Origin of the sequence: Pedobacter miscanthi (assembly GCF_032678605.1) — a bacterium.
Lineage (GTDB): Bacteria > Bacteroidota > Bacteroidia > Sphingobacteriales > Sphingobacteriaceae > Pedobacter > Pedobacter miscanthi_A.
Genome location: NZ_JAVTSU010000029.1, coordinates 1 through 16544 on the forward strand (window position 1 = coordinate 1; position 16544 = coordinate 16544).

Here is a 16544-nt window from a genome sequence, read left to right on the forward strand (position 1 = left end):
TTAACCTCTATCAATGACAGATTCTAAAGAGTGGTCGTCATTCCCGCGCAGGCGGGAATCTTAATCCAACCTGCAATCCCTACCAAGGCTTTACGATTGCCAGTGGAGCTGGCAATGACGGTCTTTCGCAGCTTATCCCGTATCTAAAAAATATCTCTGTCACAAATATTGATTTTTATACCATAAATTATCCCTCAGGATGACAAAACGCATAAAAGAACTGGCGATGAATCCTCCTTATTACTCCATGCATCCGTGGCTCCATCCGATTTATTTCAATAAAAAATGCCATTCTACCTATAATTAATCAATTATTAAGCTTTTTTTAATTAGAGAATGCGAATTTCATTCTCAATTACAAACCAAATATTAACCAAATATGAAATTAAAACTACTCATGCTGATGATAGCATGCGCTGTGGCTCTTAATAGCTTCGGGCAGGGTGTCATCATTAAAGGAAGGGTTTTAGATGAAACGGGTAAGGGCTTACCCGGGGCAACGCTATCCTTAAAAGAATCTACTGTACGCACCTCAACCAACTCAAAAGGTGAATTTAGCATCACCGTACCCAATGCCAAAACTGCCATACTGAATGTTGGTTATGTAGGTTATAAAACACAGGTGATCAATGTGGATGGTAAACAAACCCTGGTGATCCGGCTGAGCGAAGATGCATCAAACCTTACTGAGGTGGTGGTAACTGCCCTGAACATTAGCCGCGATTCTAAATCACTGGGCTACGCAAGGCAAGGTATTAATACCGACGAATTAACCGAGGCCAGGGATATCAATATTACTAATATGCTCGAAGGTAAAGTGGCCGGTTTGCAGATCATTACCAGCGGTCAGGCTACCGGATCAACCAAAGTGCTTTTGCGGGGTATCAATTCCGTTTCGGGTAACAACGAGCCGCTTTGGGTGGTAGATGGTATTCCGATCGATAATTCGCACGGACAGAACGGGGGTATTGGTAACCTCGATTATGGTAACGGTGCCAGTGCAGTAAACCCCGACGATATTGAGAGTATGGAGGTACTAAAAGGACCAAACGCTGCTGCCCTATACGGATCGAGCGCTGCAAACGGAGCCATTTTAATTACCACTAAAAAAGGGAAAAAGAGCAAAGGGTTTGGTATTTCCTTTAACTCCAATATCATGATCAATACCATTTCCGAATATCCCGAATATCAGAATGTTTACGGTGAAGGAGCAGATAGCCACATGGCCAATACCAACCGGATTGATTTAACCAACCCTAATGCACCAACCATGAGGATGGGTAATGATACCAGGAGTTTCGGAGCGCCAATGCTGGGCCAGCCTTATGCCTCTTATTCGGGTGTCCCGGGAGAGTATCGTCCACAACCCAATAACGTAGTCGATTTTTACCATTCTAGTTTTACTGGCGTGCAAAACCTGTCCTTTAGTGCCGGTGATGGAACATCTTCTTTCCGGGCATCTTATACCTATACCAACGGTAATGATGTAATAGAAGGACAAAATATTGTAAACAGACATAACCTGGCCTTAAATGGATCTAAAAACTTTAGTCCATGGTTAAGGATAGATACCAGGCTTCAGTATTTCGACGAAAAAGTAGAAAACCGTGTTTCGCGGAACCTGGATGCAAACAGCCCGATGAATGCGGCATCGGTAATGATGAGGAGTTTCCGCACCAACGATTTAATTCCATGGAAAGATGCCAGCGGGAATTCATTTGCGTATACCGCAACCAGTCAGCAGGGGTACGAAAATCCATATTGGTCGTTAAACGAAAACTACAATGCCGATAAAAAGAACAGGGTAATTGGTGGGGTAACTGCTACCATTGGTTTACTGAAAGATTTGAAATTTAGAACGCAGATAGCGGCCGACCTTACCTTTGGCAATGCCATGGTATTTATTGATAAAGGCGGATTGAGAAATCCACTGGGCCAATACCGCGAATTTACCGACAATAACCAGAACTGGAATATTGAGGGGCTTTTGATGTATAATAAAACGCTGAATAAACATTTTACCCTTTCAGCCAATCTTGGAGGCAACCTCAATAACAGGAATACGTTAAGGGTAACCGGGCAAACCAACTCTTTACAGATTCATGATATGATGAACATGGCCAATTCAGCCGTGTTGCCAACCATTTCCGAAAATCCTACTAAATTCCGAAAAAACTCTGTTTTTGGTACGGCAACTTTAGGTTATAACAATTATTTATTCCTTGATATTACCGGACGTAACGACTGGTCTTCATCGCTTGGTCCAGAGAACTGGTCGTTCTTTTACCCTTCGGTAAGTGGTAGTTTTGTGTTTAGCGATTTTTTAAAGATTCCCGCAAAATCATTTCTGAGCTTCGGCAAAGTAAGGGCATCTTATGCTAAAGTGGGTAAAGATACCAACCCCTATGCCTTACGTTCTTCATTTCAAACAGATGGAATTTTTAACGGGTTGCCAATCCTGAACTACGAAAATACCTTTAAAAACCCTGACCTTAAACCTGAGCAAACTTCTTCAACAGAACTTGGTCTTGATTTAAGGTTTTTAAACAACAGAATCAGCCTTGATGCAACAGTTTATAAATCGAAAACCTCTAACCAGATTTTTGATTCGCAGGTACCCGTAGAAACTGGTTTTACCAACAGGATTGTAAATGCAGGTGAGATTGAAAATAAAGGTATCGAGTTAACTTTAAATGCAACCCCGGTGAGGACTAAAAACGTAACCTGGAGTGTTACCGCTAACTGGTCTGCCAACCGCAACAAAGTAATTTCGCTGGCTGATGGGATCAATAAATTCAGATTGGGTGGTGTGTATAACGTAAGTGTAAACGCCATTGTGGGCAGGCCAATCGGCGACCTGCTTGGGATAGACTTTTACCGTGATGCCTCAGGAAAAGTGATTGTGAACGATGTACCTAGCGCGGGTACTTCTTACGGCAGGCCATATCCTGATGCTGATGTGTACCTGGGCAATTTCCAGCCAAAATGGTTAGGCTCTATCGGCTCTAATGTGAGGTACAAAAACTTCGACCTGAGTTTTAACGTATCCGTAAAAATGGGCGGAAGTCTTTATTCAGGCAGCCAGACACAGGCCAATTTCTTAGGTACTTCCTTAATGAGTATCGATGGCAGAGATGATTTTTATTTCAGTAATGTAATTTTAGGCGAAAGCGGTACCGAGCTTGCCGGTGTTACCCAGCTTTACAATAAACCTTATCCCGATGCTGCCCGTAGAAAAGGGATGCAAACCGTTGGATACAGCCCTAAAAGAGATGCAAGTGGTAACCTGGTGCTTGATGCCAATGGACGTATGATTGCCGATAAGGTAAATGTAATCAGTGTAAACCCGTTTATTTATTGGCCTAATGCCCAGAACATGTCTAGCCTGATGATTTACGATGCCTCATATGTTAAACTGAACCAGCTTATTTTTGGTTTTACCGCACCATCAAGATGGTTGCTGAAAACGCCGTTCCAATCGGCAAGGCTTTCATTTGTGGCCAGAAACGTGTGGACGATCTACAAAAAAACTCCTAGGGGAATCGATCCCGAATCGGCCAATACATCAGGCAATGCGCTGGGACTTGAACAGGGGGGATCATTGCCTTTTGTTAATTATGGATTCGATTTAAAAGTATCATTTTAAGGATAAAGAGAAATGAAAAAGATTATATATATACTCAGCTTTATGGCTATCGGGATTTTATCGTCCTGTACAAAAGATTTTGAAGAAATTAATACCAATCCTGCACAGTTTTTAACCCCAGATGCAGAGCCGGTGTTTTCGAGCACGGTAAAACGTACGGCCGACCTGATGGGCAATAATAATGTTGATTTTTTATGGGAATATACCCATATCATCAACAAAAGCGGTCGTTATAACGGCGGAAACGATAGCTACTGGCAACAAACTTATGTTGAAGTGCTGGGGAACCTGAAACAACTTAGGGAATTGTATAAAAATAATCCCGGATATGCGAACAGGATTCAGATCATTAATATTTGGGAGTGTTATGTTTATGCCATGATGGTGGGTACTTATGGCCCTGTGCCATACAGCGCAGCGCTCGAAATGACTCCATCGGTAAGGTATGATGACGAAAACAGCATTTATACCAGTTTACTTGCACGTTTAAAAGCAGCTTCGGATGCCATTGTGCTTACAGGCGATAAATTTAATCCTGATATTTTGTATGGTGGCGATTTAACCAAATGGAAAAAATTTGCCAACTCTTTCAGGTTGAGGCTTGCCCTTACCGTTCGTTCGAACATCCCTGCCGCACAGGAAACCATTAAAGAAGTGATGGCAAATGAAGCGATGTTGATTTCTGCAGATGCAGATAATGCAAAAGTAGTTTACTCTGCTGCAGAAGGAAGTGAATCGCCTTATTTTATCAAATTGCTTAAAAATGTAACCAATCCCGATCAGATGCCGAAAATGAGCGATTACGCCATGCTTTATTTTCGTCCCTATAAAGATCCGAGGATGCAGGCTTATTTTGAAGCAGTAGCACCGGCCAACCAGTTTGTGATTTTAGATACCCTTTCCAGCACGGCTGATGATACGCTGAGGGTGGTGAATTATAAAATCCCTTACATGGGCAATGCCAAAAGTACCTTTAACATCCCTACCTGGAACCTTCCGGGCTTAAGTCCGTTTAACGGGGCAAATGTAAACAGTTACAGTAATGTGCAGGCACCTGTATTGGCTGCTGCGCATCCCTTTATGTTAATGGATTACGCAGAGGTTTGTTTTATGAAAGCTGAAGCAAAAGAATTGGGTTTAGGTGGATTAAAAACAGCTGAACAATATTACCTTGACGGTATTAATGCCAACTTTACTTTCTGGGGGTTAAGTAATGCTGCTGCTGCCTATACCGCAGGCAATGGCATTAAATGGAATACAGAAGGGAAGGGTTATAACAATTTTTGGAGCCTGGTTAATTCAGATATTCCGCAAAATAACATGGCGAAAATCTGGGTACAGCGCTGGTTAAACTATTATCCCGATGGTGCTTACGAAGCCTGGACCCTGCAGCGTAGAACCAATAACCTTAAACTGGTGCCGCATACCAATCCGGCCAGTGCCGTATTAAACAATCCGTTTCAGGAAATCCCCGATCGTTGGGAATATCCGGTTATCGCCGAAAGAAATATTGAGGCTTACAGGGAGGCGCTTACTATTTTGGGTAGTCCGCAGGATTCTCCTGAAAAAGCATTAAAATTTGCCACCCCTTATGTACACCGCAACTGGAGCCTGGCACAACCGGTTTTTGATGCCCGTTTCGAACAGAAATGGTTTGGTAATACCATACAGGATTTAACAGCGGCAGGGGTAAGCTACACCATCGTAAATAAGTTTGTTAAAATTTAATCAGATCAAGATGAGAAGAGCATTTAAAATGGAATTGATTGGGATTTACAGCAATAAAAATTCAATGAAAAAATTAAACAGATACAAATGTGTATTGCTAATGGCTTTGGCCACATTTACCTTTGCCTGCAAAAAAGGCGGCGATCAGCCCTCGGTTGATGATAACGTACTCAATTACGAAATTGAGATTAAAGCACCTACCCGTAACTATATTCTGGGCGCCTTTTATACCAATTTTGGTTCTGGTTTTAACGCCAATATAAAAGAAATACCTACCCTTGGTAAATATGGTTATCCGAATGCATTGCCAACAACCATCCCGGCTTCAACGGTAAATGTAATGGCCGAACAGATTACGATGGCTAAAAAAGCAAACCTCGATTATTTTGTGTTTAACGTTCGCTCTGCAAACCTCGATTTTAACAATTACAGAAGCGATTCGATTACCATAAGCACTTTTTTAAATGCCCCGAATACCAAGGATATGAAATTTGCGCTTTCTTATAACCTCAATACCACATCGCTGGGAATCAGTAATACCATTGCCATAGAAACGCTGCCAGCCAGGTTGGAGTCTTTTTATAAGGATTTCCAAAGGATGGGTGCAGATGCTACCAGCTACTTTAAAAAGGAAAATTACATGAAGGTGAACGGAAAAACGCTGTTAATCATTAATAATGCTCAAAACCTGAATGCAAACGACTGTCCGGCTGTGTATAAGGAAATGCGCAGGAGATTATCCTTATTGGGTTTCGAACTTTATATTGTAGGTATGCAGGATCGCTGGTCGCCGCCACAACGTTTTTACTACCGCTTTCAAAACTGTGTTGATGCCATGTATGAATATAATATGATTGATACCCGCGATTACGACCGCTACTTTTTATTCCTTCAAAACGTAGATCAGGGCTGGAAATACTGGAAAAGTATATTGCAATCATGGAATATCGAATTTATTCCAAGCATTTCGCCGGCTTTTAATAACCTCATTACAAATCCGGCGAGCAGAAATCCTAATTTTTTAAGGAATGATGGTGGTTTATTCTACAGGAAATTCTGTAATGTGGCTAAAAATAATGCTTCATCAAGTGGACTGATTTTTATCGATTCGTGGAATAATTATAACCAGGATACACAGATCGAATCAACGCAGGGTTATGGCGATTTGTATTTAGATATTACCAGACAGGAATTTAAGTTGAATTAGTCTCGGTAGAGTCGTCATTTCGAACGTAGTTGAGAAATCTATCTAAGCAGATCTCTCCGTTCCGCTGCGTTTCAGATGAGATGACGACATATTCATTGAAAGAAAGCGTCTGGCATTATTTTACCAGACGCTTTTTTGGTTATTGTTCCGGTTTAAAATCATCCGTCCTGAATGGAGATGCCGGCAAACCTTCCATGTTATATAGCGTTCCCTGTGGGTTATCAGCCCAGTTATAGCGTACGGCAACCGGTTTTTCAATTCCTTTTGCCGTAACCAATACCTTATTGCGTTCGATTTTAGCTTCTGCCCATACAAATTTCCCATCAGCGGTAGCAAGGGCAAATCCCCTAAGTTCATTAGCCGTTTGCGTGGTTCCGGGCCTGTAGCCAATCAATCCTGTTCCGGTATGATCAAAACTGAGTTCGATAATATTACCTTTAATTTTCATTTGTTTAAAAATTGGCCCCGAATAAACCAGCTGTTCCCCATAGGCAATTTTTCTTGCGGCTAATGATAACCGGATCCCTACATCTTTTTTATTGGTTGGATGTATATCTGCAGAATCGCCGATATCGGTAATCACCGCCATGCCCGTTGCCGGTACAGCCAATGTTTTTAATTGCGCTTCGCGTACCCATGCCCAGATCCCTTCTGCCGGTTTGCCTGGTGCCTTTTTGTAATTGGCCAGCTGTACAAAAAGAAATGGAAAGTTACCCTGAAACCAGTGTTTTCTCCAATCGGCGATCAACCTCGGGAAAAGTTGCCGGTATTCTACTGCTTGCGGCAGTTTATCGCCGTTACTCTCGCCCTGATACCAGATTACACCTTTAATACCATAAGAGATGATGGGGTTAATCATGGCATTAAATAAACTCGAGGGAGCAGAAAAACCACCTTCAGGTGCCTGAGGTGCTGGCGGTGTAGCAGCCGATGAAAGCGGGTTTAAATTTTTGATTTTTTCCCGGTATTCGGCTAACTTTTTAGGATATTCCTGCCTGGCTTGTTCGAGGTTAGTAAGCAGCTTTTGATGATCGCTTACATAAGTTTCGAAAGCAGGTGCCATAGCCAATGCCTGTTCACTCATCCAGGCCTGCGCGGGTGTACCACCTTTGTAACTGGCAATCATCCCGACAGGTGTGTTTTGATGTTTTCTGATTTCTTTTGAGAAATAATATCCTGTTGCTGAAAAACCATGCCAAGCAAACTTGGGATCAGCCATTGCCTCCGGCGAACAAACAATCCATTTACCATTCCTGGATGCAGCAGAAGCATCGATATTTTCCCGCGGATTGATCGAAAATGCCATCGGAACATAAAACAACCTGATCATCGTATCCTGGGCATTGGCAATTTCTGCTGCACCACTTTTCTCCTTCTGTATGCCGAACTCCATGTTCGATTGTCCTGAAGCTAACCATACATCGCCGATCAGAATATTTTTTAAAATGATGCTGTTTTGCACCGAACTGATCTGCATTTCATAAGGACCGCCTTTGCCATAGCTCTCCAGCTTTAAAAACCACTTTCCGTTCTGTGCAGTAGTGGTCGCGAACTTTTTACCATTAAAAATAACGTTTATCTTTTCTCCGGGATCAGCCCAGCCCCACATTGGCACCTTCATTCCCCGCTGCAAAACCATGTTTTCGCCGATAATGGCAGGCAAGCTTACTTTTGCTGAAACAGATTCAAAAAATAGAATAAAGCCCAGCATAATAAAAGAGCCGTAGTAAAAAGGATGTAATTTTTTCATGTTATTTGGTTATAAAAACGAAGCTACCCAAAGCCCATTAATAATTGCTTAACAAAGTATTAAATCAAGTTGATCCACAAGCATGGATTTGCACATCAGCCACATCGTTTGCCTAATCCTAAACCCATTGTCGGTTTTATTTTAAAGAATACAGGCAACTTCAGCAGTAATTAATTTTCACAATAATATATTATTAAACACTTGGTTTGTTTTGTGTTAATCTGTTGATTATTAGGTGTTAATGTTTTTGTTGTGTTTTTTGATCACCAATTCGTTACAAATAACAAATTTCTATTAATTGTTTATTAATATTTTTTTAAGCCCTTCGCCTAAATTCACCTTCTGTTAAACTAACCAGATTAAACCTATTTTATGAAAAAAATTAAATACATCAGCAGTCTGATTGTACTCGCCATTTTGCTTTTCAGCAACAGTTTATCGGCAAAAAAACAAAAAGTCCTTATTTTTTGTAAAACGGCAGGTTTTCACCACAATGCCATTGCCGATGGGATAAAAGCCATTTTAAAACTGGGCGAAGAAAACAATTTTGAAGTAGATAGCACCACAAACTCCACCAACTTCAACACCGCTAACCTTAAAAAATATAAGGCGGTAATTTTCTTAAGCACTACCGGCGATGTATTAAATGATACACAACAAAAAGCTTTTGAAGATTATATTCATCAGGGTGGTGCTTTTGTTGGCGTGCACGCCGCAACCGATTGCGAATACCAATGGCCATGGTATGGAAAATTGGTGGGGGCTTATTTTGCCGGTCACCCCAACCAGCAGGAAGCCGAACTGAATGTAACCGATAAAAATCACCTTTCAACCGAAATGCTCCCGGCCTTATGGAAACGGAAAGATGAATGGTATAATTTTAAATCTGTTGCTACTGATCTTAAAGTGCTGATGACCATTAACGAAAAAAGCTACGATGCAGGCAAGGCCAAAATGGGCGATAACCATCCCATGGCCTGGTACCATACTTATGATGGCGGCAGGGCTTTTTATACCGAATTGGGCCATACAGAAGCATCTTACAACGAACCACTGTTCCTTCAGCATTTATTAGGAGGCATTAAATATGCATTGGGTCGCAAAAAATAACCACAACACAAAACCAACAAATGAAAAAGAACAAAAAAATTGTAGTGGGTATACTGGCACTTTCGAGTTTCATCTATACCTGTAAAGTTACCCAAACCGCCCTTAAGCGCGATGCCGATGGGAAAATTATTGTCAATACCAAACCATCTCCGGCTTATCTTTCTCCGGAAGAAAGCATGAAAACCATCCACCTGCAGAAAGGATACCATTTAGAACTGGTGGCCAGCGAACCGATGATTCACGAGCCTGTAGCCATGGTATGGGATGGGAACGGAAGAATGTACGTTGCCGAAATGAATACCTATATGCAGGATGTAGACGGTACCGGGGAGATGAAAGCTGTATGTTCGGTTAAAAGACTTGAGGATACCAATGGCGACGGAAAAATGGATAAATCAGTCATTTTTATCGATAATCTGGTGCTTCCGCGCATGATTTTAACCCTCGATGACCGTTTACTGGTAAACGAAACCAATTCTAACAATATTTACAGCTACCGCGATACCAATGGTGATGGCGTGGCCGACGAAAAAAAACAGGTATTTAATAATGATGCCATTAATACAGGTAATCTTGAACACCAGAAAAGTGGTTTAATCTGGAACATCGATAATAAAATCTATGTTACAGTAGAAAATGCCCGTTATAGCTATGATAACGGACAAATTAAACGCGAATTTTTACCGGAAGGCCCCGGCGGACAATGGGGGCTAACCAACGATGATTATGGCAGGTTGTATTTCTCTGCTGCAGGTTCCGAAACACCGGCATTAAGTTTTCAGCAGAACCCGGCTTATGGCAGGCTTGATTTTAAAGATCAGTTTAATGATGAATTTCAGGCCGTTTGGCCAATTATTTCTACGCCTGATGTACAGGGTGGGGTGAACCGGCTCCGTCCGGATAGTACCCTGAACCACTTTACAGGCTGTACCGGCCAATCTGTTTTTAGAGGAACTGCTTTACCGAATGATGCCAAAGGAGATCTGTTTATCTGTGAGCCTGTGGGCCGTTTAATCCGCAGGGCTAAAGTAGCCAATACCGGAGGCAAAATTACGCTGACCAATGCCTATAATAAAGAAGAATTTATTGCTTCTACCGATATGAATTTTCGCCCGGTAAACAGTGTAACCGGTCCGGACGGCAGCCTTTACATTGTAGATATGTACCGTGGTATTATCCAGGAAGGAAACTGGACAAAACCTGGCAGTTTTTTAAGAAGTAAAATTGTACCGCGTGGTTTGGACAAGAATATCGGTCGTGGCCGCATTTACCGTGTGGTTTATGATGGGATCAAACCCGATAAAAAACGTCCGCAGATGTTAAACCAGCCTGCCAGTGAACTTGTTGCTTATTTAGAGCATCCAAATGGCTGGTGGAGAGATAATGCACAGAAATTATTGGTGGTACGTGGCGATAAATCGGTTGTGCCGGCATTAAAAAACATGGCAACCAGTTCTACAAACCCACTTGCACGCATCCATGCCTTGTGGACACTTAATGGCTTAAAATCGCTTGATGAACAAAGCCTGAATCAAGCTTTAAAAGATAAAGATGCTTCGGTAAGGAAAACCGCCGTCTGGATTTGCGATGACAAATTGAGGGAAGGAAATACCAGTTTATTAACCACACTTGCCTCACTTAAAAACGATCCGAGCGAAGATGTACGTTTCCAGCTGGCACTAAGCCTGCGTTATGCAAAATCAGAACAAGCTAAAACCTTATTGGCTGATGTATTGGCTCAAAATAAATCAATTGCGGTTTTAGCCGAATCTCAAAAGAAATACCAATCAGCTATTGATGCCAGGGCGGCTACAGAGCGTAATGCCAAATTAATGGTAGAGGCTGACCGTAAGCTGGTAACCGAAGGCGGGTTGATTTTTAAACAGCTTTGTGCTACCTGCCACGGTGCAGATGGAAAAGGGGTTTCTATCGGTGGTAAAGATATGCCAGCGCCACCACTTGCCTCATCGAAAGATGTAACCGGCGATCCGCAGAAACTGATTAAAATTTTGCTTCATGGGCTTTCAGGGCCAATCAATGCTAAAACCTATCCGGATGTAATGCCTGCTTTAGGCTTTAATACCGACGATTATATTGCCTCAGTATTAAGTTATATCCGTAACGATTTAGGCAATAAAGCCAGCACTATCAAACCTGCTGATGTAAAAAAAGTCCGCGATTTACATGCTTCGCGCACCAAACCATGGACCATCACCGAACTCGAATCTTCTAAATAAACCTATAAAAAACAATATGCCAAACATTCAAACCAACAAATTATTTTGGGCAAGCTGCCTGGCTTTGCTCGTTACCTCGCTCTCTTTCGGGATCAGGGCGGGTATGATGGGGCAGCTTGCCAACGAGTTTCAGCTCAGTGCCACACAATTGGGTACCATTACCGCTACGGCTTTTTGGGGTTTCCCATTGGCCATTATCGTTGGTGGTTTCATTGTAGATGCCGTGGGCATGAAACGCCTGCTTGTTGCCGCTTTCGTATTTCACCTGGCAGGCATCGCTTTAACCATTTTTGCACAGGGTTACTGGAGTTTGTTCCTTTCTACCTTGCTTATCGGTATTGCAAACGGAACTGTTGAGGCTGCCTGTAATCCTTTGGTAGCAACTTTATTTCCCGAGAATAAAACTACAAAATTGAACCACTTTCATTTATGGTTTCCCGGAGGCATTGTAATCGGCACACTGGTGGTTACGTTGTTTGTAAAAGTTGGTTTGAGCTGGCAATGGCAGGTTGCCGTGATGTTACTGCCTACATTGGTTTATGGTTTTCTTTTTTCGAAACTCGATTTTCCGAAAACCGAACGTGTTACCTCTGGTTACAGCACATCCGATATGTACCGTGCCGTATTATCACCCCTTTTTATTTTTATGTTTATCTGTATGTTCGGTACAGCCATCACCGAACTTTTTACCGGACAATGGATTGGTTTGTTATTGAAAAACGTAACCGATAATGCTTTGCTTTTGCTTACCCTTACCACGGGTATTATGGTAATCGGCCGTGCATTTGCCGAACCTGTAGTACATAAACTGGCTCCACAAGGCGTATTGTTATTGTCGGCGATATTTGCCGCCAGCGGGCTTTACATGCTCAGTACGTTAACCGGAAGTTCAATTTTCCTGGCCGCCATAGTATTCGGAATCGGTGTATGTTATTTCTGGCCAACCATGATCGGCTTTGTGGCCGAAAACATTCCGGGTTCTGGTGCTTTAGGCTTAAATTTAATGGGGGGAGCAGGTATGTTTGCCGTATCGGTGTACACCGTATTTATGGGTAATTTTTACGATAAACTAATTGTAAAACACCTTCCTGCCGGGGCAGACCTCAAAATTTATTCAAAAGCTTCAGAAGGTTCGCTTTTAGCGCAAGATCTGAACGAAGCCAAAAATATGGCCGGACCAGAAATCCTGCAGGCTACATTGGTAATTCCTTTGATATTGGTGCTTGCCTTTACCGGATTATTGCTTTACATGCGCTCCAGAAAATTACGGGCATCAAAATCTTTACATGTAATTTAAACAAGCCATCACAAATTTACGATAACTTTTAACCCATAAATGAAGAACCTATTCAGATCCTGTATTACCCTTTCCAATATTGTATTGCTCTCTCTTAATACCATTATATCAGCCCAGGCACAGGAAAAAAATAACGATGGGGCAGGAAACCTCAAATATATAGATCCCCGTATCGGTAATGTTGGGCAGCTGTTGCAGCCTACCCGGCCAACCGTACAATTGCCCAACCAGATGATCCGCATGTTTCCGCAACGTACCGATTATATGGATGATCAGATTTCAAGCTTCCCCTTAAACGTGGTTTCTCACCGCTTGGGTGAAGTATTTTCTATTAAACCATCTGTAAAAAAGATTGAGTTAGCCAACTGGAAAAACCAAATGACCTATGATTATGATCTTGAAATAACCAGACCATGGTATTACAGTGCATTTTTGCTTGATGATGAGGTGAATGTAGAATTTGTGCCCGGTAAAAAGACAGGTTATTACCGTTTCGTATTTCCTGCAAACGCACAGAAATCGCTGTTATTGGGTACTTACAATCCGGGCGAATCGGCTTATCAATTCATTTCCGATACCGAATTAACAGGGCTGGAAACTTACCACGGCAATGTTAAGGTATATTTATATGGCGTTTTTGATGCCGGTGCGAGTTTTGGTGTAGTTAAAGGCAATCAGGTGGTAAATGAGCCTGGCATAGATGGTAAAAGTGTAAAAGCATGGATCAATTTCGACCAGAGCAAAGCGAAAAACATCAGTTTTAAATATGCCATTTCTTACATCAGTGCAGCGCAGGCCAAAAAGAACTATAATGCAGAATTTGCAGGACAAAGTTTTGAAAGCATTAAATCGCAGGGCGAAAATGCCTGGGCGAAGGTGATTAACCAGATCCAGACCGCCGGAGGTACGGAAGCACAAAAACGTTCGTTTTATACCGCGCTTTACCGTACTTACGAACGTATGGTGGATATTACCGAAGATGGCCAGTATTTTAGTGGTTACGATAATAAGATCCACCAAACCAACCGTCCTTTTTTTGTGGATGACTGGGCTTGGGATACCTATCTGGCGCATCATCCGCTCCGCGTAATCTTAAACCCCGCACAGGAAGAAGATATGCTTAATTCTTATGTAAACATGTACAGCCAGAGTGGCTGGATGCCCACATTTCCGGTGCTTTTTGGTGATCACGTTTGCATGAATGGTTTTCACTCTACCGTGAGTTTTCTGGATGCACATCGTAAAGGATTGAAAAATTTCGACATGGCAGAAGCTTATAAAGGCATGTACAAAAACGCGACGGAAGCCACCATGTTACCCTGGAAAAATGGCCCGAAAACCGAACTGGAAGAAGTGTATTACCAAAAAGGTTATTTTCCTGCATTACATCCCGGAGAAAAGGAAACTGTTGCAGAAGTGCATAATTTTGAAAAACGCCAGGCGGTAGCGATAACCCTTGGCCATAGTTATGATGACTGGGCTTTAGGTGAACTGGCCAACGACCTTGGTAAAACAGCAGATTATAAAAAGTTCAATGCACGCGGACAGAATTACCATAATTTATGGGATCCGAAAAAGCAATTGTTTATGCCAAAGGATAACAAAGGTAACTGGATCAACATCGATCCTAAATTTGATGGTGGAATGGGCGGACGTGATTATTACGATGAAAATAACGGCTGGACATATGTATGGCAGGTGCAACATGATGTGAAAGGTTTGATCGGCTTATTCGGCGGGACAAAAAACTTCGAAAATAAACTCGATCAGCTTTTCAGGGAACCGTTAGACAGGAGTAAATATGAATTTAATGCCAAATTTCCCGATGCAACCGGTTTAGTAGGTCAGTATTCGATGGGAAACGAACCAAGTTTCCATATTCCGTACCTCTATAATTTCACTGCCTCACCATGGAAAACACAAAGAAGGATCCGCTTTTTATTGGATACCTGGTTTAAAGATAATGTTTTTGGTATCCCTGGTGACGAAGATGGTGGCGGCATGACAGCCTTTGCTGTATTTTCTTCTATGGGGTTTTATCCGCTAACCCCGGGTATTCCTACCTATACCATCGGAAGTCCGGTTTTTGAAAAAGTAAACATTGCCTTACCCAATGGAAAAACGTTCCGTGTAATTGCCAATAACAGTTCGGTGGTGAATAAATACATACAAAGTGCCAAACTAAACGGAAAAGAATTGAACACCCCGTGGTTTACGCACGAGCAACTGGTTGCCGGTGCTACTTTAGAACTCGAAATGGGGCCAAAACCAAACAAAAATTGGGGCAATGGAACGATTAATGCAAGCAAATAATGAAAAGAAATACGATATTCTTGTTGATCATGTGTTTTGCCTGCACGGCAGGTGCACAGCTTAAACATAGTGCTACCAGTGCATTTAAAAGTTATAAAGGTTTGGTAATGGCCGGTTATCAGGGTTGGTTTAATGCCATGGGCGATGGCGGCGGGCGCGGCTGGAACCATTATGCCGGGGCCAAAGGTTTTGCACCGGGCAGCATCAAAATTGATTTATGGCCTGATGTTTCTGAATATAAAAAAACCTATAAAACTGCTTTTCAACATGCAGATGGAAGCGCCGCATACCTTTTCAGTTCTTATGATGAATCGACCGTTCAGCTGCATTTTAAATGGATGGAACAGTATGGCATTGATGGCGTATTTGTACAGCGTTTTGTATCCAACCTTAAAAATGCAAAGAGTTTGGCGCACAACAACAAAGTATTGCGTTCGGCGCTAGATGCGGCCGGAAAACACAAACGAGCGATATCGCTGATGTACGATTTTTCGGGCATGCAGGAGGGAGACGAAGACCTGGTGATCAATGATTTTAAAAACCTGGTGGATAGTTTAAGGCTAACCAACCGTGGCAATAAACAAAGTTATTTATACCATAACCAAAAACCACTGGTTGCCCTCTGGGGAATCGGGTTTAACGATAAAAGACGTTATACGCTAAAAACCATCACCAAAATTATGGATTTTCTGCAGCACGATCCGGTTTATGGCGGTTGTTCTTTATTGCTTGGCGTGCCTACCCAGTGGCGTGAGCTTAAAGGAGATGCCACTTCAGATCCGGAATTGCTGGAAGTATGCAAAAAGGCTGATATTATTCAGCCCTGGTTTGTTGGCCGTTTTAGAGAAGATAATATTTCGGTAATGATGGAACGGATCAAAGCCGATATAGCCTGGTGCAAAGCCAATCGGCTTGATTTTGTTCCGGTAATTTACCCCGGTTTTAGCTGGCATAACATGAAACCTAATTCACCATTCGATCAGATCCCACGAAATAGGGGACAATTTTTCTGGAAACAACTTTCAGGAGCCATCAATAATGGGGTTGAAATGATTTATGTAGCCATGTTTGATGAAGTAGATGAAGGAACGGCTATTTTCAAGGCTTCTAAAAACCCACCGGTTGGCGAAAATAGTTTTGTGAAATTTGAAGAGGGCATCCCGAATGATTATTACCTCTACCTGGCTGGTTTTGCTTCAAAAATGCTCAAAAAACAAATCCCTTTTCAGCAAAACATTCCTTTACCGAAATAGCAA

9 protein-coding genes are annotated in these 16544 nt (G+C 42.1%); 8 read left to right on the forward strand and 1 reads right to left on the reverse strand.

Features of this window, described 5'->3' with window-relative positions:
• Nucleotides 1-379: 379 nt before the first annotated feature.
• From R2R28_RS27055 to R2R28_RS27065, 3 genes are read left to right on the forward strand one after another with little or no spacing between them, the layout of a single operon-like run.
• Nucleotides 380-3646 (forward strand): SusC/RagA family TonB-linked outer membrane protein, encoded by a 3267-nt coding sequence (locus tag R2R28_RS27055; RefSeq protein ID WP_316828784.1) that lies wholly within the window; start codon nt 380-382, stop codon nt 3644-3646.
• A 12-nt stretch (nt 3647-3658) separates the two neighbouring features.
• The gene (locus R2R28_RS27060) at nt 3659-5374 is read left to right on the forward strand and encodes a SusD/RagB family nutrient-binding outer membrane lipoprotein (RefSeq protein ID WP_316828785.1); all 1716 of its coding nucleotides are present in this window, start codon (nt 3659-3661) and stop codon (nt 5372-5374) included.
• A gap of 10 nt (nt 5375-5384) precedes the next feature.
• A complete protein-coding gene (locus R2R28_RS27065; RefSeq protein ID WP_316828786.1) occupies nt 5385-6581 on the forward strand; it encodes a glycoside hydrolase family 99-like domain-containing protein in 1197 nt (398 codons plus the stop codon).
• Nucleotides 6582-6720: 139 nt separating this feature from the next.
• Here the strand turns inward: R2R28_RS27065 and R2R28_RS27070 are convergent, their stop codons facing one another.
• On the reverse strand, nt 6721-8331 hold the full coding sequence (locus tag R2R28_RS27070) for a sialate O-acetylesterase (RefSeq protein ID WP_316828787.1): 1611 nt from the start codon (nt 8329-8331) through the stop codon (nt 6721-6723).
• A gap of 372 nt (nt 8332-8703) precedes the next feature.
• Here R2R28_RS27070 and R2R28_RS27075 point away from each other — a divergent pair, with 372 nt between their 5' ends.
• Genes R2R28_RS27075 through R2R28_RS27095 form a run of 5 tightly spaced genes read left to right on the forward strand, consistent with a single transcriptional unit; the run spans nt 8704 to nt 16541 of the window.
• Nucleotides 8704-9441, forward strand: coding sequence for a ThuA domain-containing protein (locus R2R28_RS27075; RefSeq protein WP_316828788.1), 738 nt, complete (start codon nt 8704-8706; stop codon nt 9439-9441).
• Between the two features lie 20 nt (nt 9442-9461).
• The gene (locus R2R28_RS27080; RefSeq protein WP_316828789.1) at nt 9462-11678 is read left to right on the forward strand and encodes a c-type cytochrome; all 2217 of its coding nucleotides are present in this window, start codon (nt 9462-9464) and stop codon (nt 11676-11678) included.
• Nucleotides 11679-11694: 16 nt separating this feature from the next.
• A complete protein-coding gene (locus R2R28_RS27085; protein WP_316828790.1) occupies nt 11695-12975 on the forward strand; it encodes an MFS transporter in 1281 nt (426 codons plus the stop codon).
• Between the two features lie 39 nt (nt 12976-13014).
• Complete coding sequence (locus R2R28_RS27090) at nt 13015-15288, forward strand: GH92 family glycosyl hydrolase (protein ID WP_316828791.1); 2274 nt, start codon at nt 13015-13017, stop codon at nt 15286-15288.
• Nucleotides 15288-16541 carry a glycoside hydrolase family 71/99-like protein gene (locus tag R2R28_RS27095; protein WP_316828792.1) on the forward strand — a complete coding sequence of 418 codons (1254 nt, stop codon included), beginning with the start codon at nt 15288-15290 and terminating at the stop codon, nt 16539-16541. The genes R2R28_RS27090 and R2R28_RS27095 overlap by 1 nt, the downstream gene beginning before the upstream one ends.
• Nucleotides 16542-16544 lie beyond the last annotated feature (3 nt).

What these genes read in the sequence shown, in the direction of transcription:
- R2R28_RS27055 (WP_316828784.1), top strand. Translation starts at nt 380, where the DNA reads ATGAAATTAAAACTACTCATGCTGATGATAGCATGCGCTGTGGCTCTT.
- R2R28_RS27060 (WP_316828785.1), top strand. Translation starts at nt 3,659, where the DNA reads ATGAAAAAGATTATATATATACTCAGCTTTATGGCTATCGGGATTTTA.
- R2R28_RS27065 (WP_316828786.1), top strand. Translation starts at nt 5,385, where the DNA reads ATGAGAAGAGCATTTAAAATGGAATTGATTGGGATTTACAGCAATAAA.
- R2R28_RS27070 (WP_316828787.1), bottom strand. Translation starts at nt 8,331, where the DNA reads ATGAAAAAATTACATCCTTTTTACTACGGCTCTTTTATTATGCTGGGC.
- R2R28_RS27075 (WP_316828788.1), top strand. Translation starts at nt 8,704, where the DNA reads ATGAAAAAAATTAAATACATCAGCAGTCTGATTGTACTCGCCATTTTG.
- R2R28_RS27080 (WP_316828789.1), top strand. Translation starts at nt 9,462, where the DNA reads ATGAAAAAGAACAAAAAAATTGTAGTGGGTATACTGGCACTTTCGAGT.
- R2R28_RS27085 (WP_316828790.1), top strand. Translation starts at nt 11,695, where the DNA reads ATGCCAAACATTCAAACCAACAAATTATTTTGGGCAAGCTGCCTGGCT.
- R2R28_RS27090 (WP_316828791.1), top strand. Translation starts at nt 13,015, where the DNA reads ATGAAGAACCTATTCAGATCCTGTATTACCCTTTCCAATATTGTATTG.
- R2R28_RS27095 (WP_316828792.1), top strand. Translation starts at nt 15,288, where the DNA reads ATGAAAAGAAATACGATATTCTTGTTGATCATGTGTTTTGCCTGCACG.